General features: G+C 36.3%; 24 protein-coding genes and 1 pseudogene. 14 read left to right on the plus strand and 11 right to left on the minus strand.

The genetic code is table 11. From position 1 onward, the window contains the following. The first annotated feature begins 177 nt into the window (after positions 1-177). From pyrH to ACFJGY_RS12140, 6 genes are all read left to right on the plus strand, one after another. A complete protein-coding gene (pyrH, locus tag ACFJGY_RS12115; RefSeq protein WP_379964249.1) occupies positions 178-885 on the plus strand; it encodes a UMP kinase in 708 nt (235 codons plus the stop codon). A gap of 110 nt (positions 886-995) precedes the next feature. Next, positions 996-1,550, plus strand: a complete 555-nt coding sequence (frr, locus tag ACFJGY_RS12120; protein ID WP_379964251.1) for a ribosome recycling factor — start codon at positions 996-998, stop codon at positions 1,548-1,550. Positions 1,551-1,649: 99 nt separating this feature from the next. Further along, on the plus strand, positions 1,650-2,459 hold the full coding sequence (locus ACFJGY_RS12125) for a helix-turn-helix domain-containing protein (RefSeq protein WP_379964253.1): 810 nt from the start codon (positions 1,650-1,652) through the stop codon (positions 2,457-2,459). Positions 2,460-2,538: 79 nt separating this feature from the next. Then, positions 2,539-4,206 (plus strand): serine hydrolase domain-containing protein, encoded by a 1,668-nt coding sequence (locus tag ACFJGY_RS12130; protein WP_379964255.1) that lies wholly within the window; start codon positions 2,539-2,541, stop codon positions 4,204-4,206. Positions 4,207-4,571: 365 nt separating this feature from the next. Then, positions 4,572-5,123, plus strand: coding sequence for a transposase (locus tag ACFJGY_RS12135; protein WP_379964257.1), 552 nt, complete (start codon positions 4,572-4,574; stop codon positions 5,121-5,123). Between the two features lie 136 nt (positions 5,124-5,259). Beyond that, a complete protein-coding gene (locus ACFJGY_RS12140; protein ID WP_379964259.1) occupies positions 5,260-5,619 on the plus strand; it encodes a hypothetical protein in 360 nt (119 codons plus the stop codon). Here ACFJGY_RS12140 and ACFJGY_RS12145 read toward each other — a convergent pair. From ACFJGY_RS12145 to ACFJGY_RS12155, 3 genes are all read right to left on the minus strand, one after another. Beyond that, positions 5,594-8,140 carry a phosphoenolpyruvate carboxylase gene (locus ACFJGY_RS12145; RefSeq protein ID WP_379964261.1) on the minus strand — a complete coding sequence of 849 codons (2,547 nt, stop codon included), beginning with the start codon at positions 8,138-8,140 and terminating at the stop codon, positions 5,594-5,596. The two genes, ACFJGY_RS12140 and ACFJGY_RS12145, sit on opposite strands and share 26 nt — an antisense overlap. Before the next feature lie 126 nt (positions 8,141-8,266). Then, on the minus strand, positions 8,267-8,707 hold the full coding sequence (locus ACFJGY_RS12150) for an HRDC domain-containing protein (RefSeq protein WP_379964263.1): 441 nt from the start codon (positions 8,705-8,707) through the stop codon (positions 8,267-8,269). A gap of 67 nt (positions 8,708-8,774) precedes the next feature. Beyond that, complete coding sequence (locus ACFJGY_RS12155) at positions 8,775-9,107, minus strand: single-stranded DNA-binding protein (RefSeq protein WP_379964265.1); 333 nt, start codon at positions 9,105-9,107, stop codon at positions 8,775-8,777. Between the two features lie 177 nt (positions 9,108-9,284). Here ACFJGY_RS12155 and ACFJGY_RS12160 point away from each other — a divergent pair, with 177 nt between their 5' ends. From ACFJGY_RS12160 to ACFJGY_RS12170, 3 genes are all read left to right on the plus strand, one after another. Further along, positions 9,285-9,638: a DUF2116 family Zn-ribbon domain-containing protein gene (locus ACFJGY_RS12160; RefSeq protein WP_379964267.1), complete on the plus strand. Its 354-nt coding sequence runs from the start codon at positions 9,285-9,287 to the stop codon at positions 9,636-9,638. Between the two features lie 3 nt (positions 9,639-9,641). Next, the gene (locus ACFJGY_RS12165; RefSeq protein WP_379964269.1) at positions 9,642-10,727 is read left to right on the plus strand and encodes an MBL fold metallo-hydrolase; all 1,086 of its coding nucleotides are present in this window, start codon (positions 9,642-9,644) and stop codon (positions 10,725-10,727) included. A gap of 66 nt (positions 10,728-10,793) precedes the next feature. Beyond that, positions 10,794-11,138 carry a hypothetical protein gene (locus ACFJGY_RS12170; protein WP_379964271.1) on the plus strand — a complete coding sequence of 115 codons (345 nt, stop codon included), beginning with the start codon at positions 10,794-10,796 and terminating at the stop codon, positions 11,136-11,138. Between the two features lie 67 nt (positions 11,139-11,205). On the opposite strand, the gene ACFJGY_RS12175 is transcribed toward ACFJGY_RS12170, so the two are convergent. The 4 genes and pseudogenes from ACFJGY_RS12175 to gldD form a co-directional block, all read right to left on the minus strand. Continuing rightward, positions 11,206-12,585, minus strand: a complete 1,380-nt coding sequence (locus ACFJGY_RS12175; protein ID WP_379964273.1) for a peptidylprolyl isomerase — start codon at positions 12,583-12,585, stop codon at positions 11,206-11,208. Between the two features lie 65 nt (positions 12,586-12,650). Continuing rightward, positions 12,651-14,486: a hypothetical protein gene (locus ACFJGY_RS12180; RefSeq protein WP_379964275.1), complete on the minus strand. Its 1,836-nt coding sequence runs from the start codon at positions 14,484-14,486 to the stop codon at positions 12,651-12,653. 56 nt (positions 14,487-14,542) lie between these two features. Then, a pseudogene (locus tag ACFJGY_RS12185) lies at positions 14,543-15,462 on the minus strand (PfkB family carbohydrate kinase). Positions 15,463-15,639: 177 nt separating this feature from the next. After that, positions 15,640-16,194: a gliding motility lipoprotein GldD gene (gene gldD / locus ACFJGY_RS12190; RefSeq protein ID WP_379970179.1), complete on the minus strand. Its 555-nt coding sequence runs from the start codon at positions 16,192-16,194 to the stop codon at positions 15,640-15,642. A 564-nt stretch (positions 16,195-16,758) separates the two neighbouring features. On the opposite strand from gldD, the gene ACFJGY_RS12195 reads away from it, so the two are divergent. The 4 genes from ACFJGY_RS12195 to ACFJGY_RS12210 all read left to right on the plus strand — a co-directional run bounded on the left by ACFJGY_RS12195 (position 16,759) and on the right by ACFJGY_RS12210 (position 18,489). Continuing rightward, positions 16,759-17,625 carry an RNA polymerase sigma factor RpoD/SigA gene (locus tag ACFJGY_RS12195; RefSeq protein WP_089770826.1) on the plus strand — a complete coding sequence of 289 codons (867 nt, stop codon included), beginning with the start codon at positions 16,759-16,761 and terminating at the stop codon, positions 17,623-17,625. 68 nt (positions 17,626-17,693) lie between these two features. After that, on the plus strand, positions 17,694-18,182 hold the full coding sequence (locus tag ACFJGY_RS12200; RefSeq protein ID WP_379964277.1) for a hypothetical protein: 489 nt from the start codon (positions 17,694-17,696) through the stop codon (positions 18,180-18,182). 6 nt (positions 18,183-18,188) lie between these two features. Then, entirely contained in the window at positions 18,189-18,347 is a 159-nt protein-coding gene (locus ACFJGY_RS12205; RefSeq protein WP_379964279.1) for an NAD(P)-binding protein, read from the plus strand. A 7-nt stretch (positions 18,348-18,354) separates the two neighbouring features. After that, a complete protein-coding gene (locus ACFJGY_RS12210; RefSeq protein WP_379964281.1) occupies positions 18,355-18,489 on the plus strand; it encodes a hypothetical protein in 135 nt (44 codons plus the stop codon). A gap of 112 nt (positions 18,490-18,601) precedes the next feature. Here ACFJGY_RS12210 and ACFJGY_RS12215 read toward each other — a convergent pair whose 3' ends face one another. The 4 genes from ACFJGY_RS12215 to ACFJGY_RS12230 form a co-directional block, all read right to left on the minus strand. Continuing rightward, positions 18,602-19,144 carry a DUF1003 domain-containing protein gene (locus ACFJGY_RS12215; protein WP_379964283.1) on the minus strand — a complete coding sequence of 181 codons (543 nt, stop codon included), beginning with the start codon at positions 19,142-19,144 and terminating at the stop codon, positions 18,602-18,604. Between the two features lie 49 nt (positions 19,145-19,193). Then, complete coding sequence (locus tag ACFJGY_RS12220; protein WP_379964285.1) at positions 19,194-20,096, minus strand: TIGR01777 family oxidoreductase; 903 nt, start codon at positions 20,094-20,096, stop codon at positions 19,194-19,196. A 99-nt stretch (positions 20,097-20,195) separates the two neighbouring features. Further along, complete coding sequence (locus ACFJGY_RS12225; protein WP_379964287.1) at positions 20,196-21,020, minus strand: S1 RNA-binding domain-containing protein; 825 nt, start codon at positions 21,018-21,020, stop codon at positions 20,196-20,198. A 308-nt stretch (positions 21,021-21,328) separates the two neighbouring features. Beyond that, positions 21,329-21,553, minus strand: coding sequence for a hypothetical protein (locus tag ACFJGY_RS12230; protein ID WP_379964289.1), 225 nt, complete (start codon positions 21,551-21,553; stop codon positions 21,329-21,331). 259 nt (positions 21,554-21,812) lie between these two features. Between ACFJGY_RS12230 and ACFJGY_RS12235 the strand changes: the two genes are divergently transcribed. Beyond that, positions 21,813-23,597: a helix-turn-helix domain-containing protein gene (locus ACFJGY_RS12235; protein ID WP_379964291.1), complete on the plus strand. Its 1,785-nt coding sequence runs from the start codon at positions 21,813-21,815 to the stop codon at positions 23,595-23,597. Positions 23,598-23,599: the final 2 nt, after the last annotated feature.

The raw sequence follows: 23,599 nt of genomic DNA on the forward strand, positions 1-23,599 counted from the left end.
TTTGGCTTTGCAAAAATAATCTATTTTGAGGCTTATCAAAATTTTTACACGACTATCTTTTTCATTAACGTAATTCTTTTCCTTTCATTATATTTGCACAGTCAAAAATGAAAATAAAAATTGGAACATCAATGATTGGTGTTTTTTTTGACCAAATAAAAAGTAATTACAAAATAAATGAAATATAAAAGAATCCTTCTGAAACTAAGTGGTGAAGCACTTATGGGAGAACGCCAATACGGAATCGACAACGACAGACTGAAAGAATATGCAGTGGAGATCAAAAAAGTGGTTGATAAAGGCTGCGAAGTGGCAATCGTAATCGGTGGCGGAAATATTTTCAGAGGATTGGCAGGTGCTGCAAAAGGAATGGACAGAGTCCAGGGCGATTATATGGGAATGCTGGCAACGGTAATCAACGGAATGGCTCTACAAGGCGCTTTGGAAGATGCGGGAATCATCACCAGATTACAATCTGCAATAGAAATGGACAAAGTAGCCGAACCTTTCATCAAAAGAAAAGCAGTTCGTCATCTTGAAAAAGGAAGAGTTGTCATCTTCGGAGCCGGAACAGGAAATCCATATTTCACAACTGATACAGCGGCAACATTGAGAGCAATCGAAATAGATGCAGACGTCATCCTGAAAGGAACAAGAGTGGACGGTATCTACGACAGCGATCCTGAAAAAAATGCAGATGCAGTGAAATTTAACAGCCTGTCGTTTGACGAAGTGTTTGAAAAAAACCTGAAAGTAATGGATATGACAGCCTTCACGCTAAGTCACGAAAACAAATTGCCAATCATCGTTTTTGATATGAACAAAAACGGCAATCTGGAAAGACTGATAGACGGCGAAGTTATCGGAACGCTCGTTAATGTATAAATGATCATTGATGAATGATAAACGATTTTAAACAGAATCGCTCATCATTTATCGCTTTTCAAATATCATTTATAAAATAAATATGTAAATTATCAAATTTTAAATATACAATGGAAGAATTAGAACTCATTGTAGCCTCCGCAAAGCAAGAGATGGATGCTGCAATCAAGCATTTGGATCATGCATTCCAAAAGATCAGAGCCGGACGTGCTTCTACATCTATGGTTCAGGATGTGATGGTAGAATATTACGGATCTCCAACCCCTCTTAACCAGGTTGCCAACGTTTCTGCACCAGATGCAATGACGCTTTCTATCCAGCCTTGGGACAGAACGGCGATTGGCGCTATAGCAAAAGCAATCGTTAATTCTAATCTTGGTTTCGCTCCGTCCAACAACGGCGATGTCATCATTATCAACGTTCCGCCTTTGACAGAGGAAAGAAGACGTGATCTTGCAAAACAGGCAAAGGGTGAAACTGACCAGACAAAAGTGGTTATCCGAAATGCAAGACAGGAAGGTAACAAGGAACTTAGAAGACTGGAGGGTATCGCAGAAGACCTTATCAAAGGTGCTGAAAAAGACATTCAGGATCTGACAGATGCTTATGTAAAAAAAGCCGATGATGCTTACAAAGTAAAAGAAGCAGAAATCTTAAAAGTTTAAGTTTCTGTTTTTTATAAATTAAAAACCTCGTTTCAGTTATTTGAAGTGAGGTTTTTTGATTTTAAATTCTAAATTTGCTTCAACTTCTCACATCGACAAATGAAACAATCCCAAACAGGAGAATTCTACGGACAAACCAATAAAACCATCAATCTGGAAGGGATTACGTTGACCGACACTGTTTACACACTCGACAAAGTGGATTGGCATTACCACGAGAACGCTTATTTCACCTTTATTCTACAGGGAAATGTGATCGAAGGCAACAAAAAAGAAATCTACAATTGTTCTGCCGGGGATTTACTTTTTCACAATTGGCAGGAACCGCATTACAACATCAAACCGGAAGGTTTTACAAGGGGTTTTCACATCGAGATCGAGAAGAATTGGTTTGACAATCTGGACTTCAGTGCTGCAGATTTACAGGGCAGCATCAATATTTCAAACCCGGATCTCAAGTTTTTACTTTATAAAATTTTTAGGGAAACAAAAGCAGATGACAGCTCTACTCTGCTTTCGATCCAGACTTTGCTGTTGGAAACTTTATCAAAAATGCTTCGGGATAATAAATCTGATACTGGTAAAAAACCAACCTGGGTCTCTGAAATTGATTTGATATTAAATGACCAGTTCTCCGACCAGTTGAGTCTAGATTATTTATCAAAAACACTGGACATTCATCCGGTTCACCTGTCAAGGGATTTTTCCAAATACTTCAATTCCGGTTTGGGCGAATATATCCGAAAACTGAAAGTCCAAAAATCTTTGCAGTTGATTTCTCAAAAGAAATTGGATCTCACAAGCATCGCTTTGGATTGTGGCTTTTCGGATCAGAGCCATTTTACACGATGTTTCAAAGAGATCAACGGTGTCACACCTTCTCAATACAGGAAAATTCTTTTCGGTTAATATTTTTCAGAATGTTAATTCTGTTCTATTTTTCAAACAAACTTTAATCATAGTTTTGCGTTAAATATTTGAATTAATTATGAAAAGGATTTTGATTGCGATTTTATTAAATATGACTGGTCTGATGATGTTTGGGCAGACAAAAGATTTAGTAAAAACGGACGGAATTACAACAGCTTTGCACAAAGCGAACATCGGAAAAGTCACTTTTATGAATGGCAACATTGCTCTGGATCAATATAAGGAATCCGATTTTCTGAAGTCTTTTCCATTGACTTATCAGTCAGATCTTAACATCCGGGTTTTTATGGAGAATTCGGTTACCAACTATCTTCATCAGCTAGCTCCCGATTTTTCGGCAGAGCAATTACTGGAAAAAGGCCATCTTCAGTTCGCCTTTTATGTTGATGGAAAATTCATTTACAAAGACAATATCAGTCCCGGATGCTGGTTGGGAAATGTCAATGAACTTAAAAATACGTTGACAACATTCCGAATTCCGTTAACAAGTACCAAAGGTGAAAATCTCTGGGCACTGCATCTTTGGGAAAGGTTCCAGCTAAATGGCGGCGAAAAAGCACTGAAAGAAGGCGATCACAAACTCAAAATCGAGATCAGACCTTACATAAAAATTAATGAAAATGATGAAGCAAAGGTCGGGAATTTAATCGCAGAAGGTCAGGTTGAGCTTGTTATCAAAACACCAAAAGCAAGTCCCGAACAAATTGCAATTCAACCCATAAAACCGGAAAGCGGTTGGGAAATATCAGATTTTAAATTTGATAAAAAGAAAATCGAAGCCCTCAATTCTGAGATCGCAACTTATAACCTGAAAGAGATTACAAGCGTTGTGGTCATCAATGATGGTAAACTTTTGTTGGAGGAATATTTCAACGGTGCCGACAGAAGCACTTTGCACGATCCCCGTTCCGCAGGCAAATCTTTTGCCTCAACATTGATGGGAATTGCCATAAACGATGCTTATATCAAAGACGAAAACCAAACCTTGGATCAGTTTTACAATTTAAAAACCTTTCAGAATTATGATATTAAGAAAAACCAGGTCAAAATAAAAGACCTTCTTACCATGAGTTCCGCATTCGAAGGTTCAGATGCCCACAGCGAATCTCCCGGCAACGAAGAAAATATGTATCCAACCGACAATTGGGTAAAATTCACGCTCGATCTTCCAATGGATCCATCCAAAACCAATGGCGGGAGATGGGATTATTTTACGGCAGGTGTGATACTTTTGGGCGACATTCTTGACAAGAAAGTTCCAGGCGGTTTAGAAAAATATGCCGACGAAAAACTCTTCAAACCTCTCGGCATCACCAATTACCAATGGCAGCACACACCGCAAAACGTGGCCAACACAGCCGGCAGTCTGCAAATGAGATCGGTAGATTATGCCAGATATGCCCAGCTTTATAAAAACAACGGCATCTGGAATGGCAAACAAATTTTACCGAAAGACTGGGTGCAGAAAACCCTCACGCACCAGATCCAAATCCCCGAAAGAAACAACGAATTTTACAGCTATCTCTTCTGGAATAAATCAGTGGAGTACAAGGGAAAAAGCTACGAAATCTATTACTGCGCAGGAAACGGCGGCAACCAGTTCATCATATTCAAAGATCTGCCACTCGTGATCATCATCACATCCAAAGCCTACAACAAACCATACGGACACCCGCAGGCCGAGAGAATTGTAAAAGATTTCATTCTGCCGGCAATCCTGAAATAAAATGATATAAGTCCTTTACATTCTTATAAACGATTAGTATTAGAAATGTCATGCTGAGCGGAGTCGAAGCGTTTCAACAAAGTTGTAATCCACCAGATATATAAAAACCTTGACGATGTCAGGGTTTTTGTTTTTGATATAGAATAAAAATACATTACCCTTTTACGGCTATCCGTAAAGATCTTACTTCTTTCATATTGATCTTTGTGAAAATGTTTTAATAAATAAGAAGCTTACCCCTCGCTAGCGCGAGCGTCCCGCTCGTGCTTTTTTCCAAGACAATGAGCACGAGCAAGATGCTCGCGCCAGCGCAGTAGCGCAATAATCATCATTATATTTTGTAGTTTTACCTGAAACACAATATAATGAGTAGAAAATACAAATTTCACGAAAAAGATGGTGCTTATTTCATAAGTTTCGCAACCGTATTTTGGATAGATGTCTTTACCAGAACAGAATATTTTAACATCATCATCAATTCTTTAGAATATTGTAGAAAGAACAAAGGAATGATCATTTTTGGCTATTGTATTATGCCTAGTCATATTCATTTAATATTTCGCTCTGATGATGGAAAACCCTCAGAACTTATAAGAGATTTCAAAGGCTTTACATCAAAACAAATGCTTAAATCCATTCAGACAAATAACCAAGAGAGCAGAAAAGAATGGATGCTTTGGATGTTTAAAAAAGCAGGCAGTAGAAATTCAAATATCACAGAATACCAATTTTGGCAACAGCACAACCATCCGATAGAAATATGGTCATTAAAGGTATTTGAACAAAAATTAAACTACGTTCATCAAAATCCTGTTGAATGTGGATTTGTTATGGAACCTTGGGAATGGAAATATAGCAGCGCAAGAAATTATCGTGATGGTTTTGAAGAAGTTTTACAGATTGATGTTAATCTATAATTATGTTTCAGTGTTGTTACTAATAATAATTCAGATCCCTGCCAATGACAAAATCCAATTCCTAAATTTATTCAAAGGAAATTCTAACACAACAAGGCACGATTCATTTTCAACAAGACACGATTCAATTGCAACAATGCACAATTCATTTACAACAAGACACGATTTAATTGCAACAAGGCACAATTCATTTTCAACAAGGCACGATTCATTTTCAACAAGACACGATTCATTTACAACAAGACATGATTCATTTACAACAAGACACAATTCATTTACAACAAGACACGATTCAATTGCAACAAGACACGATTCATTTTCAACAAGGCACGATTTAATTACAACAAGACAACTTCAGAATATCAAAATCAAAAAAACCTCTCAATCACTTGAGAGGTTTTATATTTATATCAAATATTGCGATAGAATGGTGATCTATCATCTATTTGTCTATGATCTATCAGCCTCTGCTACGCCGAGTTCCTGCTCGCATTAATATTCCCAAACAAAGATCGCATCACGAGTTTCTCATAACTCTCTCTGTTCCCCTCACCCTTCTGGATTTTAATTAATGCATACTGCTGGATACTCAATAACGGAAGTACGATCTTCTCACGGATCTTCACAGATTTACGGTTCAATGGCTCCTCCTGCATCAGGATTTTATAGCCTGTCAGTTCCAGCATCATTTCCTTAGAAAGAGAAAACTCCGAGAACAGGATATTCCAGAACTCACCAAACTTTTCGTTATTCCGCATATAATAAGTCAATGGGAAATAAGTCTTATTCATACTCATCATCGAGTTCAGCACCAATGTTTTAAAGAAATCCGAACCTTTGTACAACTCTTTCACCTCCTCAAATCTACCTGCATCCATTAGCGTCTTCAAAGCAAATCCAAACCCGAAGAAGCCCGGAACATTCTGTTTCAGCTGCGCCCAGGATCCAACAAACGGAATAGCTCTCAGATCCTCAAATTTAAGCTCAGAACCTGCGCCTCGTTTGCTTGGCCGGCTTCCGATATTCGTTCTTCCATAATATTCCAGCGTACTCATTTCCTGCAGATAAGGCACAAACATTGGATGCGCTTTCAGGTCAGAATATTTTTTATAACTGATGTCTGCCAGCTCAGAGATCAACGCTCTTTCGGCATCATTCAGATCCTTTTTAGTACTCTTGAAAACATCATTCTCTATACCCGCCGTCAACAACTGTTCAAAGTTAAACTTTGCCTGATCTTTATTCCCAAACACACTCGTGATCGTCTGTCCCTGGATTGTCAATTCAATCTGGTTATTAGCAATACTCTTTCCTTGCGAAGCATAGAAATCGTGGGTTTTCCCACCGCCTCTTGCAGGTGGTCCGCCTCTGCCATCAAAGAACACGACTTTCATTCCGTTTTCCTCAGAGATCCTGGTCAGTTTTTCTTTGGAAGTATAGATCTGCCAGTTCGCTTTCAGGTAGCCTCCATCTTTGGTACCATCGGAGAAACCGAGCATAATGATTTGTTTGTTGTTTCTTCTCTCGAGATGCTTCTTGTATATTGGATGAGCGTACAGAGTTTTCATCACATTTTCGGATCTGTCGAGACCTTCCATCGTTTCAAAAAGTGGCACAATATCAATATGAATATCTTCGTCTGCATAGCCGCAAAGCTTCATCATCACATAGACATTCATCACATCTTTTACCTCATCAGAATTGGAAATGATATAGCGGTGCATGCCGCGTTCGCCATTATTCTCCTGAATGGTTTTGATGTTATAAACACTTTTCAAAGTTTCGCAGGTCATTTCATCTTCGAAATCTTCCGGATTGAGAACTGCTCCGGAACTTAACAGAAGATCAATCTTCTCATCATTGGTTTTAGAATCAACATCTTCGTCAATAACTTTTTTAAAGATATCATCGATCACACTTTGATGGATCCTGCTGTCCTGGCGGATGTCAAGTGTCGCAAAATGCGTACCGAAGATCTTCACCCGATCTCTGAAATCATCTAGAACATTTAGGAAAAGTCCGTTATGTTCTTCTTTCAGTATTTTTTCAGCTTTATCAAGTTCTGCTATGATTTCTGAGGCAGAAATCCTTACATCTTCCTGGAATATGGAATCATAAATATTCTTGCTTACAGCTTTCAAAACATCAGAAACACCACGGAAACTCAATCGTCGCCTTACAATTTTCAGATGTCCGTAGTAATCTTTCAGGATCGAGATTCTCAATTCCTCAGCAACTTTCATTGTGATATCAGCCGTTACGAAGGGATTCCCGTCTCGGTCGCCACCAGGCCAGAATCCTAATTGGATAATATCCGGACTCGGCGTGAAATTAGAAGTTCCAAAAACCTGTTTTATCTTTCTGTAAAGTTCTCCGATACTTTGGTAATAGACATATCTTAGATAATAAATAATGCTCATCGCTTCATCCAATGGCGTTGGTCTTTCCTTATTAACGAAAGGTGTTTTCCCCAATTGCTGAAGCAAGGTATCAATCTGCGTCACCGAATCATTGATGATTGCATCCCGCAAATCGTGAATAATTCTCTGAACAGAATTCGGATAAAACTGTGTTGGATGCGCTGTGAAGACGATCTTGATTGCAAAATCGTCCATCTTTTTTCTGATTGCAGTAAGATGATGTTCCTGATTGGCTCTGTCATAGAGATTCATCACTGTCCCGGAATCACTTTCGGAATGCAACTGCTGGAAAGCGGCATCCTCAATACTGTCAAACAATACAACTTGTCTTTCTATATATTGAATGATCTTGAAAAGGAGTTCCAGTTTCTGTTCCTCAGTTTCCAGTTCGGTGTGTTTCTGGAAAAACTCTTCGACAATTTCTTCCGGCGATTTACCAAGATTATATCCTTCCCTGCTTTCTTCTGCGAGAAAAGGAAGCAACATACCGATATTTGTCATTTTATCATACGGCAGACTCATAAAGAGTGAGTTGTAGATCTGGAATTTATTTTCTACAATCTGCCGGAATTTTTCAATTTTCTGATCGTTTAGCATTTAACAAAAATAAAAGATAAATTGTAAAATCAATCTTCGGAAATGTTATTTTTATCTTAATATCTGTAAAGTATTTGATTTTTATGAAGACAAAGCCGGAAAGTTACCAATTAAAGAATTCTCTATTTAGGCACTTTCTAAAACCTCAATAATTTCTGCACCATATTTTTCAATTTTAACTTTCCCTAATCCACTTACGTTTTCCAGATCTTCAAAATTACTTGGTTTATGCCGGGCAATAGACATAAGATGCGCGTTATGGAATATTATGTAGGGTGGCAGTTGAGATTCTCTCGCTTTTTCTGCCCTCCAGTGTTTTAATTTGTTATAAATAATCATTTCTTCCTCGGTGAGTTCTTCTTCAAAACCAGCATTGGTTTTATTTAAGATCACTTTTCTTTCTTTTTCCTCATAATTAATAAAGACAGACCAATAATTAACATCACTCAGTATCAATTGAGTATGCAGATCGATGATTTCATAGCGTTCAAGGTAATCGTTCAAAACAGCTTCGTCCATATTCTGAAACTGATCTGAAATTCTGATTTTTAAGACTTTAACTTTCATAATATTACTATTCAAATTAAAAACCTCGGCAAGCTGTTCGACTTGCCGAGGTTATAATAAATATTAATCATTTGGATCCTAATAAAACCAATTCTTCAACGCGGATTTCTGTTAACATACGTTTCACGCCGTCTTTGTCATCATAAGAGCGATACATTAATTTTCCTTCTACGGCGATCTCTTTACCTTTAGAAACATATTTTTCCAGAATATCTACCGTTTTACCAAAGGCAACCAGATTGTGCCATTGCGTTTCTTCTACCCGTTCGCCAGCTGCGTTAATATAGTAATCATTAGTTGCAAGCGTGACATTCGCTTTTTTATTACCATTTTCGAAATTGAAAATTTCAACTTCTTTTCCTGTGTGACCGATCAATGTCACTTTGTTTCTTAAAGACATAGCATTAAATTTTTTGAATTAAACTTTTAAAACCGGGACGTATTGTCTGTTCCTGATTTTCCTGCTGCAAATTTTCATCAAAAAGAAAACCTGATTCGGTAGAAAAGTATTTATATCCGTTTGTAATCGTTTGTAAATGAATATAAATTAATTACCTTTATAAAAACAAGCACACAAATGGAAAACCAAAACTGCCCGGAATGTGGCGACAAAATCATTGGACGATCCGATAAGAAATTCTGCTCCGATGCCTGCCGGAACGCCTTCAACAACAAACAGAATAAAAACTCAACTAATTACATGCGAAATGTGAACAACAGACTTCGTAAAAATTACCGCATACTTTCTGAAAATAATTTTGAAGGAAAAACGAAAGTCAATCGTCTTAAACTACAGAACGCCGGTTTTGATTTCGATCACATCACACAGATCGTGACTTACAAAAACGGTTCGCAATACTTTTTCGTTTATGATCAAGGCTACAAAATCCTTGACAACGACTGGGTATTAATTGTAAAAAAGACCGATTAAACTATGATTCTTACTATTCTGATCCTGCTGGCGGCAGTTGCCGTTTACCTTTACAACCTTCCCGTTTTCGGTGGAGAATTTTCCGGAAAAAGATTGATCCGTATGAAGCAGTCACCGAATTATAAAGATGGAACTTTTCAGAATCAGAGCTTTACACCATCCTTGGCAGAAGGTTACACAATGCGAAAAGTGCTTTGGGAATTCCTGACTGACAAAACGGAAAATAAGATTCCAAAAACACAATTGCCAACTCAAAAAATCAATCTTAAGGAACAACCGATCACCGATAATTTTCTGGTTTGGATGGGACATTCGTCTTATTATTTTCAGGTTGATGGGAAACGGTTTTTGGTAGATCCTGTTTTCAGTGGAAACGCATCACCGATTCCTAGAACTACGAAAGCCTTTGCAGGAACTGATGTTTATTCTGCAGAAGACTTCCCTGAAATTGATTTTCTGATCATTTCGCACGATCATTACGACCATTTGGATTATAAAACCGTTAAAAGTCTTAAACCTAAAATTGATAAAGTCATTTGTGGATTAGGCGTTGGTTCTCATTTTGAAAAATGGGGTTTTGATGATGATCAAATCGTCGAATTGGATTGGTATGAAGACGAAATTATATCAAAAGGATTTAAGATCACTTCTACTCCAGCGCGACATTTTTCCGGCCGAAGATTCAAGAGAAATAATACGCTTTGGTCTTCGTATGTTTTGCAAACTCCGACGAAGAAAATTTTCATTGGTGGTGATAGTGGTTATGATTTTCATTTTAAAGAAATCGGAGAGAAATTCGGTCCATTTGACTGGGCAATTCTTGAAAACGGTCAATACAATGAAAAGTGGCGATACATCCACACTCTGCCGGAAGAATTCATCAAAGTTGCTGAAGAGCTTAATGCAAAAAAAGTCCTTCCTGTTCATTCCGGTAAATTCTCTTTGGCACAACACGCGTGGAACGAACCACTGGAAAAAGTTTTTGAAAACAGCCGAGGCAAAAGTTTCAAAATTTCAACGCCAATTATTGGTTCAAAACTGGATTTGGATGATGATTTACAGATTTTTATCGAATGGTGGAAATCTTAAAATTAATGTTTTTAGTTTTAGATATTTAACTATATTCATTTTTACAAAAAATCTAAAAAGTTAATTATGGAAGAATTGAATGATCTTGAACTTATTCTACTAGAAGGTTTAACAAAAAAATACCCGCAACTCACAGCTCATATACCATATTTGAAAGTCACCGAAAGAAAATCCACAAGTACCGGTTTGGATATCAATCTCAAATATCTTAATTACACTGGTGAGTATGATGACATCAATGCCTTATTCAGCAATGGAGAAAATATAGATATCAAAGGTTTGAAGGAAGGTTTAAGCTACGTTATCGATGTTACGGTTGGAGAAATAACATCTATCGAATTCTCAACATACAACGAAAAATGGGACGGAAAGTTCACCGATTATAAGATCGTTGAAAATGAGAACAATTAATTGAAAAATTAAAACAAAAGAGGATGAGCAAACACTCATCCTTTTTTATAATCTTATAAATCAAATATTATTTGGCTGTTGTAACAACTGTATTTTTCAGCCAGTTGCTGTGGAATTTACAATCCTTGTATTTGTTATCAATTGAGATAAAAATAGACGGGATTTTTGTATTTACCCATTTTTCAACAATCTCGTTTTTCTTTTTGTTGAGAGCCATATCTTTGATTCTTTCATAATCGGTCGATAGTTCCAATTGATGTGCATCAATAATATCATTTACCTGAACGATGCTGATCAATTTTCTTTTCTGTTGATCTTCCTGCTGGAAAGGCTCAGTAATATCATTTTTCTTAAGACCTGCGATCTGATAAGATATTGTTGGATCCAGACCCAATTTCTCAAGCTTGTCGGAACCATCCTGATTATTGGTCATAATCCCGGCAGAGAACTTATTGCTTTTATCATCTGAGTATTTGTAAGCTGCATCTTTGAAAGTGATTTTTTTGTCCATTATCAGTGTTCTGATGCTGTCCAGTTCCTTTCTGCCAGCCGCTATCTCATCTGCATTTGGGGTACTTTTTATCAGAATATGTCTTGCATCATATTTCTTTCCGTTTCTTTTGACAAGCTGGATCAGGTGATATCCAAACTCAGATTCTACGGGATCAGACATCTCTCCTTCCTGGAGATTAAGTGCTGCCGCTTCAAACGGTTTTACCATCTGTCCCATATTGATGTTTTTGTAAAGACCGCCAAGTGCAGCAGAACCTTCGTCTTCAGAATAGATTCTTGCCTGGTTCTCAAAACTTTCTCCTTTTTTGATATCTTCTTTTATTTTATTGAGCTTATCAATAATTTCTTTTTTATGAGCTGCAGAAATTTTTGGGAAAATACTGATTTTAGAAAGTACAACCTCATCTTTTACATTAGGCAACTGGTATTTGAACTGATTATAAAAATCCGTTACTTCATTTGGTGTTACATCCGCCTTTTCAGTAATCCTTCCGTATTTTGCCTGTCCGTAATAGTTATCAGCATCAATTTTTTCGATTGCTGTTTTCATTTCATAAGACGTCCGGAATTTGTAAGCTGCCAGCATCGCCTTTTCATCAGGAAACTGAGAAAGTATCTGGCTGTATTTGGTTCCGGCCATTTCTTTGATAGCCGCAGATCTGTTTTCTATCAGTGTATCCTTTTTTGCTTCGAATATGAGCAATTTATTATTCAGGATACTTTCCATAAAATCACATTTATCTCCCACATTTGCGCCCTGCTGTTTCGCATAGTTCGCTTGATCCTCAATGTCAGACTCAAGAACGATTTCATCACCGATTACGGCTGCAATCCCATCTATGAGCTGACCTTTTTTTATTTGAGCAGATAAATTTGTATTAAATAAACACAGAATCACTGACAATAAAAAAAGACATTTCGTGTATTTTAACATTATTTTTATTTATTAAGCTGCAAAATTAAGATTATCAACCAATTCTGCTTCATTTTTTGTTATAATTATTTCTTAAAATTTTTGTTCAGTTCTGCCATAAAAGCGGGCTGAATTTCAACTTTCGTTTTTGCGCGCTGATTGGCAATTGTTTTTTGAAGCACTTTCTCGGTTACGGCATCCGTCATTTCCGGTTCTGCTTCTGCCTGCGTCATCTGCTGTTCAGGTAATAGTTCATCAATTGCGATCACCACATCTCTCTCTCCGATCTTAGTCGTGAAAGTTCCTTTTTTGAAAGGTACATTATTTTTTTTGAAGATATCGGAAGATTCCTGGATCTTTCCTTCCTCAAAATGAACTAAGACCTGATTCTTGCCGTTGACCTGATTTTTATATTTAGCTTTCAAAGCTTCCCATTTTTTGGGATCTTTCATTTCTTTTTCGACTTCTTTTAATAGTGAAGGATCAGAAATAACTGCCGCTCTGGATTCTGCTCTTTTCTCCCAGACAAACTTAGCCTTGTTTTCGTTATAATAATCTGTGAAAAGTTTAGGATTATTTTTAACCTCATCTTTCAGATACTCAGAAAAGATATATTCAGAATAAAGGTTCTTTTTTAGATCATCAATTTCCGGTTTTACATCAGGAAGATTTACAAAGTTCTTGGCATAAACACCAAGCATATATTGCTGCGCCTGATAATCGACCAATTCTGACCATTGGCTTGTCGGGATCTGTTCCAGATTTTTGTACTGAGAATCTATTGCTTTTTTAAAATCTTCATAGGTGACATTATTTTTTCCGTAAGAGAAAAGCACTGCTTTTGGATTCTTAGGATTAAGATAACTTTGATACGATTTTTTGATCTCGGCAAAATCTTTGGTTTCAATTAATTTATCCTGAGTTTTCAGCCAAGCAACCAGTTTTGCCGTTGCTTCGTCTCCATAACTTGTGGCAAGCATTTCTTTCTGGAAAAACCTTCTATTCTCATCCGTAAGTACGTAAGGTTCAATATTATAAATATTAAAGATAAAATATTTGTCTCCGAAAAGAATCGGCTGTTTTGTATAGAAATCTTTCTTCTGACCTTTCAAAGCATTGTAAACTTCGTCCGGTAAAATCGGAGAACCCATTACCGCACCACCAGAATTTTTTTCTTCCTCAGTCGCTCCGAAATCTTTTACAACTGCCTGAAACTTCTTGCCAGATTCCAATTCTTTATAAATCTTGGCTTTAGTTGTTTCATAATTTGCATCATTAGGAACCGTCAAAACGCCAAATATCATATAACCAAGACTAGGTCTTGTGCCGACAACTTTTGCAAAGCCAACAACATTTGGTTTATCTATAAAGGTTGTATAAGAATTAACCGGCGCATTTTTCACCTGCTGATAAAGATCGTAATCCAGCATTCCCGGTTTTACATAAAATGCTTTTCCGGCTTCAGGCGCTGAATTTTTTGCCAGGAAATCTTCCATCTTCATTTTTCCGGATTTCACTTCATTATAAAGTGCTTTGTAATCTGTTTTATCATCGGCTTTTTTTTCCTTGATGAAAAGTAAAACCTGGGTTTCTGTCTTATTAGAATTTACAAAATCCTGTAGAATCGGCTCAATAATAGGCTTTGGATAGAATTTCTGCTCTCTGAGTTCTGAGGTTTTCTGATTAACAGCATTCACAAAATAATTGAGTGTATCTGCTTTTTTCTCCTGTGCTAATTGCTGTAGCAACAGAAACTCTACGGTAGAATTTACAGATTTGTCCGGACCATTGGTATCGAGTCCGTATTTATTTTCTTTGATATAGTCTTTTACGGAAATGCTGTCTTTGCCAACAATCAGATATTGTGAAAAAGCCATTTGCGAAGCAAACGCTAAAACAACAGGAAAAATTTTCTTCTTCATTTTAATATTAATAATTATAACTCTTTTTTGAGTAATAAATTTGTGTAAGGTTAAATTTAGATTGCAGATTCGAACGCTGTCAACTCTTTGAACTGATGAATTCTCTCTCCCAATTCCTGTTTCGTGACATTCTCTATCCTTTCTGTCCCGAATTTTTCAACTGTAAAAGATGCCATTGCACTTCCAACGATGATTGCCGTTTTCATGCTTTCAAAACTGAAATCGCCTTTCTTGGTAAGATATGCTGCAAAACCTCCTGCAAACGTGTCGCCTGCTCCGGTCGGGTCGAAAACTTCTTCCAAAGGCAAAGCAGGAATTGCGAAGATTTTTCCATCGTGGAAAAGTAAAGCGCCGTGTTCTCCTTTTTTGATAATCACATACTTTGGTCCCATTGTGTGGATTTTTGAGCAGCTTTCACCAAAGAATATTCTCCGGAAAGCTGTCTTGCCTCCTCGTCATTGATGGTTATAACGTCTGTCTTTGCAATTACTTTCATCAGGTTGTCCCAAGCGATATCCATCCAGAAATTCATTGTGTCAAGGATCACCAATTTTGGCTGAGTTTTCATTTTTTCCAGAACTGAAAGCTGAACTACAGGATCAAGATTTCCTAACAACAGCACTTCTGCTTCTGAAGAATGCTCAGGAACTTTCGGGTTGAAGTCTGCCAAAACGTTAAGTTCTGTGATCAAAGTATCTCTTGAATTAAGGTCGTTGTGATACTTCCCACTCCAGAAGAAAGTTTTCCCTTCTTTCACCATTTCCACGCCATCAACATTGATATTTTTTGATGTCATCATATCAAGATATTCTTGTGGAAAATCGCCGCCGATTACGGAAACCAAACTCACCTCTGTATCCAAAGCTGCTGCTGCAAGTCCGATATAAGTGGCTGCACCACCAAGAATTTTATCTGTTTTTCCAAAAGGTGTTTCGATGGCATCAAATGCTACAGTTCCTACTGCTAGTAATTTCATATTTATTTGTTTTTACTTGTATTTTTGAACGCAAAGCGCGCAAAGTTTTTTATTAATTATACTTATTATTTTAAGTTCGCATAGACGTAAACTCATCAAAGAAAAATAATCTTTCAAAGAGATTTTTTCAGTGTCATAAATTCTTTTCTCTTTTGCCTTTACTCTTGTTTTTTATTTTCACTTCCATTCAAAAGAATCTATCAAATGTAAAAGATCTTTTTTGATATAATCTACAGCCGGTGCCAGGGAATCCGGACGCGGACGGGAATTGAAATATAAATTACCCGTTACAAAATGTCTTGTGCTGTCTGTCACATAAAACTGAATGTTGGAAGCGGTTTGCCCTTTCAATTCGTAGAAATTTCCGTAAACATGCTTCTCAGGATAGGCGAAAAATTTTGTATCAATTGCGCTTGCTTTGATGGTATGTTCATAGACCATCTTCTCCACTTCTTTCACGTGAAGCGGGAAATCATTCTTGATCGGGAAATAAGTAATAAAAACGTTGGCTTTCATCTTCGGATAAGACAAATTGTACCAGCAAGGCTGTTTTGCATCTTTTACGTTAGCAAAATCGGAATAATCGAATGAGTAATTGCAAGGTGCAGAAAAATTCAGATATTTCGGGGTTGGATATTCCAGGCGCAGATCTCCTTTCGGTTTTGGAACGGATTCTTTGCCGCAAGAGAAAAGCATCAATCCTATGAAAATTCTGATGAGATTTTTAAACATCCGGCAAAAATAACAATTAGAATCCATACAGAGAATTTTGAATACTTAATTTTTGTTAAGAATAATTGATTTACAGAGAAATAGTGAGATAAAGATTGGAAACTTATTAAATCTCTCGCAGATCTGGCAAATTTTGCGGATTTGTTCTAAACGCATTTTGTCATTCCGTAGGAATCTAGGCTGCTGAGATTGACTTTATCGAACCACTTCGTTAGGTTTCCTACGGAATGACAAAATCATGTTTTTATATTGACTGTTTGTTTTATGTAGAATCTGCAGCCCGACTTGAGTGGAGCTCTTTTTTGTTATTGCGATTGTAGAATAGTTCTATTGATAACTTCGGTTCGTTCGCAGTGACAAAAAAAAGCGGGAACGGAAGGCGGAAAAGCTGCCATAATAAAATAAAAAATAGCTTTCGACGAATCTCAAAAGCTGCCCAAATATTACTAATTTGTTTTAAAAAGCGTTAAAATTTAGGATTAATCCGATGAAAATAAAATATTTGTAACCTTTTTGGGTTTCTGATCGTATAATATATTGCAACCTAAAGAATGAGGTTTTTATATGAGACAATTAAAAATTACAAAACAGGTTACCAACAGGGAAACCGCATCACTGGACAAGTATCTGCAAGAAATTGGTAAAGTGGAATTGATCACTGCTGATGAAGAGGTAGATTTAGCACAAAGAATCCGCGCTGGCGACAGAGCTGCTCTTGAGAAGCTGATCAAAGCCAATCTTCGTTTCGTGGTTTCTGTTTCCAAACAGTACCAGAATCAGGGACTTTCTCTTCCGGATTTGATTAATGAAGGGAATCTTGGTCTAATGAAAGCGGCAAAAAGATATGATGAAACGAGAGGTTTCAAATTTATCTCTTACGCTGTTTGGTGGATTCGTCAGTCGATTTTGCAGGCTTTGGCCGAGCAGTCGAGAATTGTAAGATTACCATTGAATAAGATTGGTTCTATCAACAAGATCAATAAGGCTTATGCCCACCTGGAACAAGAGAACGAAAGACCACCTTCTCCGGAAGAGCTGGCAGAAGTTCTTGATATGAGCGAGGAAGACATCAAGGAATCTATGAAAAACAGTGGCCGTCACCTATCGATGGATGCGCCGCTTGTGGAAGGTGAAGATTCTAACCTTTATGACGTTCTACGTTCTGGTGAATCTCCAAGTCCTGATAAAGATCTGATGTTGGAATCTCTTCAAATCGAGATCGAAAGAGCACTTTGCACTTTGACGCCGAGAGAAGCGGATCTTGTAAGATTATATTTTGGTCTGAACGGAAAACATCCAATGACTTTGGAAGAAATCGGTGAAACTTTTGACCTAACGAGAGAAAGAGTTCGACAGATCAAGGAAAAAGCGATCAAAAGATTGAAACACAACTCAAGAAGTAAGATTTTGAAATCTTACCTTGGAAAATAAAAAATTCCTTTCTGGGAATGTAATTGAAGCAAGATTTTTTGGTCTTGCTTTTTTTGTATTTTTGAAATATGATTGAAATTAAAAAATTCAGATTTGTTTCCAATTTAGAGTATGTTCATTTAGTTTTGGATGAGCAAAATATTCCTCATTCTGTCGATATTGAAAATCTAAGTTTGCTTTCTAATGATTTTCAAAAATCAAAGATATTACAGATTATCAATGATCTGAATTTAGATGAAAATGAAGTTGAAGTTGATGAGAATTTTCAGAAAGATTTTGAAGACTGGCATAATAACAGTTTGAACCCGGGACATTTCACTGGCGGAAAAATACCTTTTTTCTACTGGAATGTCAAGAATTATCCTTTTCTCTTGTTTGCAATCTTCTCTCCTGCAGTTATTTCAATCATTATATTATTAGTTAGTGGAATTGTAGATTTTAATTTTGATTTTGACTTTAATTTTTTTGAAATAATCATTTTCTTATTCTATATATTCGTAGGTATTTCTATGTTTGTACAATGGACAAATTATAGAAAACAAAAAAATAAAAAATAATTTTTGATGAGCATCTCAATCATTGGTGGCGGAATTGGCGGTTTGATTTTGGGAAATGTTCTGAAGCAACATCATATTGATTTCAAAATCTATGATAGTGCGCCGGAAATAAAAACCCGTCGAAGCAGGTCATCAATTCGGAAAAATCAGAAAATCAAAAGTTAGTCACATCGTGAATACAAGCTGGACGCTCGGGCAAATTGCACAGTGGGAAAATTTTACAGGACTTCGGAATTTTGTTTTTAGAAATATGCCGGAAAGTGTGAATCAGAAACAGATGGAAAAGATCCTGAAATTGGAATTGTAGTTTTTATTGGTCTTCGAGAGCCTCAGACTGACAAGTTTTTAGGAGTCTTCGACAGACTCTGACTGACATTTGCATAGTATTGTCCTGCCGAAACTCTAAGCATATAAAAAAATTAATCTTCTTTCTTAAGACTTTCGATCAGGTTTTCCAGTTCTTTTATTTTGTCTTTCAGGTTTTTGATATCATTTTTGTTATTGGAAACTTTGCTTTTCAGCATCACCGTTCTCGCGCGTTCGCTATGATCCTCATCGTCATCATCCTCGTTGATTTCTTCTACATCTTCCTGGATCTCGTCAATATCTTCCTGAATTTCCTCAACGTCTTCCTGGATTTCTTCGATATCTTCCTGGATCTCATCAATGTCTTCCTGGATTTCGTTCACATCTTCCTTCAAATCCTCTATATGTTCTGTACTTTTATTGACAGACATTTGAATAAAAATAGCTAAGTAAATTGCTTCCAAAGAAACTACTGTTGTGAGAACCAACAACATATGTTCAAATTCCACAATATGAAAAATCGGCAATGCAAAACAAACGATAAAGAAAACCGTGTGAAAAATAAGCGACGGAATAGAACCTACCCACCAGATAATACCGTTGGCTATTTTCTCCAAAACTGTTACTTTTTCTTGGTTTTCTTCTGTAAGTTTCATTGATAAATTTTGATAAAAGTAAGGATTAAAAAGCGATTTGCAAAGGCAATTAATTAATCACATCTGTCAAAGCCTTATCCAGATCATTATAGACAAATCTGAACCCGGAATTCTCTATTTTTCTGGAAGAAATTCGGCTTCCTTCCAATGCTAAAACAGACATTTCTCCTAAAACCGTTTTCAGGACAAATTTTGGAACATTGGGCAGCCATAATTTTTTATTGAGATGAGAAGCTATTTTTTTTGTGACCATTTGATTGGTTACAAAATCGGGAGCTGATGCGTTGTAAGCACCATTCATAGAGACATCTTCGACTGCTTTGATATAAATCCCCACCAAATCATCCAGATGAATCCAGGGAAAATACTGATCGCCGGTTCCTAAAGGTGCTCCGATATTTAGTTCGATTGGTTTTTTAAGAACTTCCAAAGCGCCACCTTTTTCGGAAAGAACGGTTGAAGTTCTGATGCAGACTACTCTACTTCCTAATTTTTTAAATTGAAAAGCTTTCTCTTCCCAATCCTTACATATATAGCCTAAGAAATCTTTTGCTGGTGCATCATTTTCAGAAAAAATATGTTGAGAAGTGATCTGTCCGTAGATCCCGGATCCAGATGATGAGATCACGGCTTCCGGATGAATATTTTGTTTCTGCATCTGATCATAGATGAATTGTGCAGAATCGATACGGCTGTTGTAAATTTCTTTTTTATAAGCTTCTGTCCAGCGTTTGCTGATTGGCGCTCCGGCAAGATGGATGAAAATATAAGTATTGTCTAATGCGCCATCTTCCAAAATTTGATTTTGATAATCCCAGAAATAAGATTTGAAGTCAGACTTCTCGGGTTTGGAACGCACCAGAATCTCAACCTGATAGCCTCTTTCGTACAATTTTCGTGCGAGTTTTTTTCCGACAAGTCCTGTTGCGCCGCTGATAAGAATCTTTTTCATTTGGGAATTTCCTTTCTGAAATCAAAAATGAGTCCAAGTAAAACAAATTCATATTTAAGTTTAATAACCTAGAATTATTTTAGACCCTTTCAGACGACATTACAATAATTTGATTTTATCATCAGAAATATCGATCACCTTATCTTTATAAAGGCTTCCGATGGCTTTTTTGAAGTTCTTTTTGCTCATCTGCAATTCTTCCTTAATCTCCTCTGGAGAAGACTTGTCGGAAAGGTATAGCAAACCGTAATTATCGTTGAGTTTGTCAAGTATTTTTTGCTTGAACTCATCTACGTTTTCAAAACCCTGAGGCTGAAGTGTGACATCTATTTTCCCATCTTCTCGGATCGTTTTGATATAACCCGTTTCTTCCGAAAGCGGATACAGTTTTTTGAAAACATCGGTAGCGTAGATCAGACCAATATATTGTTTATTGATAACGACATTCCAACCCAATTCGGATTCATTCATCATTATCAAATCTACTTTGTCGCCATTTCTGAGTGGGAGATCTTCGTACTGCGGGTTGCGTTTGAACTTGGTGGTGCCTGTTGTAAGACCCGTTGCATCATCTGTGTAAACATAGACAATATATCGTTTACCTTCAAGGATCTTGGATTTCTGTTGTTTATAAGGAATAAAAAGATCTTTTATAATCCCCCAATCCATAAATGCGCCGGTTGGCAGGCTTTGCACACAAGTCATCACGGCAAATTCCCCTACTTCTGCATTTGCTTTTTCGGTAGTTGCTTTTAATGCGCCATCATCCTGATATACAAACACTTCTACCTCACTACCAACTTCCCAGGATTCATCTGCAAAAATTTTTTGGACGAAGGCTTTTTCTCCAAATTCATCCTTAAGGATAAAACCAGAAGAGATTTGTTCTGCAATTGTGAGAGTTTGAGTTTGACCAGGTTTCATAGATTGAATTTGGTGCAAAAATAGACAAACTTTTTTTTAATCCGGTCTTTTTCTAAATATACCATCACCAAAACACATTCTTAAAACGAATAAAATGATGTTGGCTAATTTTGTGACAATTAAATTATTTAATTTATACATGATTTTATTGATTTTTAATAAATAGCGATATCTTCTGACACATCGCCTAAGAAATTTGAATGAGAGATGTTGTAACGTGCAAACAAGTCTCTACAATGCCTCAATCTATTTATTTATAAATTGAGGCAAATGTAAAGTGCAGAGAATGAATGTTTATTTCATAAATATTACCAGCTTGTTCCATCTTTTACTGGTGGATCCGGATCTACTGGTCTTGCGGTTGCAGATGCTTTTATAGTATCAGTTTCAACAGAATCTGATGACTTTTTAAAAGTTGTTCCTTGTTGTGCTGAATTGTTGGTAGTTAGATCTGCAGAGTCATCTTCTTGTCTGCAAGATGTAAAGCTTAACGATACAACTGTAATTGTTAAAATAGCAATGAATTTTTTCATGTTATTAAATTATATATTTTAGATTATTTTAAAAATTTACTGGTTTATTTCCAAGCCAAAAGTATGTTCTAAATTTGAGTCCTGAAAGCTTTCTTGGTCTCTATTGGGAAATCTTGACGTCCTAATTCATAAATTGCTACATGTCAAATAATTTGATTTTCAATCATTTACCTTTATTATTTAGACTATAAGCATCATAATGTTTTTTTATTAAATAATTCCTAATCTTATTTTAGATTTCCGTACTTTTGGCAAACAAATGGCAAAGAATAGTATTAGAATGAAGCGTTTTTTCTTTATCATATTTGTATTTATATCCGGTTTTGTTTTTTCTAAAGATAAGACACCGAAAGATTATGAAAGTTTTCGAAAGAATTATGAAAATTACTCTGAAAATGATGTAAGAGCTTTTTCATATTTAGATATCTATATAAAAAAGGCAAAGAAAGAAAAAAAATATCCGGAACTTTTCCAGGGTTACAGGGATGCTGTTTTTTATTCCAAATCACTCAGCAAAAAATTACAATACGCCGACAGCTGTATAGATGCTGCCTATAAATCCGGAAGTGACGACAGAGTTTCTACAGCTTACGTACTTAAAGGAAGTATATATTATGCTAAACTAAAGAAATATAAGCCAGCATTAGATGAATATCTGATGGCTTATAAATATGCTAAAAACACAGGCGATCTTTATCTGAAATACAAAATTTCTTACCATTTGGGCGTGGTAAAAAACTATTTGGGTTATCATGAGGAAGCTTTGGAGCTTTTTCAGGACTGCCTTACATATTTTGAAGCTGGAATGAACAACACCAGTCTCCACCCAAATCAAATCTTCAACAATCAAAAGGGGTATCTCAACAGTCTTCATCAGGCAATTGTTTGTTACAGTCATCTTAATGATGCCAAAAAATCGGATTCGCTGACAGATATTGGATTATTAAAAACGTTTAATAACAAAGATTTTTTACAGGAGAGAAGTTATTTTCTTAAATCTAAAGGAATATCTGAATATAATAATACCAAATATCTCGCAGCTATTGATAATCTCCAGCAATCCTTAAAACTGAGTACAGATGATTTTGCCTGGATGTCTGTGGATTATTTTTATATTGGTAAAAGCTATCTGGCAATCAATCAAGAAGATAAGGCGATTTCAAATTTCAAAAAAATTGACTCTATTTTTACTAAACACGAGTTCATCCTGCCTGAACTGAGAGAGAATTATGAATTTCTAATCAACCATTACAAAACAAAAAAAGATTCTGAGAAACAACTTTATTACACCACTCAACTTCTAAAAGCGGACAGTATTATTTCCAGAGACTTCGCCTATTTGTCGATGAAAATCCATCGGGAATATGATACAAATACGTTGATGGAAGAAAAAGGACGATTGGAAAAAGCCAATACCTGGGGCGGATTCTTGATTGCAGGCTTGCTAATTACCGCAGGCATTCTCGGTTATGTTTTATTGAAAAGACGCAGAAAACAAAAAAGTACTCTTGATCAATATCTTCTGCTGCAGGAAAAATTGCGGACGCATAGTTATGTTGGATTAGAAAATTCGCAACCAGTTTCACCTATACAATCAGTGGAATCTTGTGATGATAAAAAACCGCATATAACTGAAGCTATAAAACAAGATCTTCTGCTGAAACTAAGGAGATTTGAGGATAAAAAAATGTTTACACAAAAAGGACTTACGATTCAGAAATTGGCAGTCCAGTTTGAAACAAATACCAATTATCTATCTCACGTCATCAATGAGCAAAAAGGGATGAACTTCAACAAATACCTTGGTGAATTGAGGATCAGGCATATAACTTGTCTTTTATTTGAAAAGAGTATTTATCTCAATTATACCATCGATAGTTTGGCGAAAGAATGCGGAATTGCTTCCCGTCAGAATTTTTCTGATCTTTTCCACGAAATCAATGGCATAAGACCTACCGATTTTATTAGAAAAAGGAAAAAAGAAATAGACAATCTTGACTATTCTTCTGTAAGAAGTATGCGTGGTTTGTTTTCTGAAAATTAAGG

The organism is Epilithonimonas sp. UC225_85 (assembly GCF_042695135.1).
Lineage (GTDB): Bacteria > Bacteroidota > Bacteroidia > Flavobacteriales > Weeksellaceae > Epilithonimonas.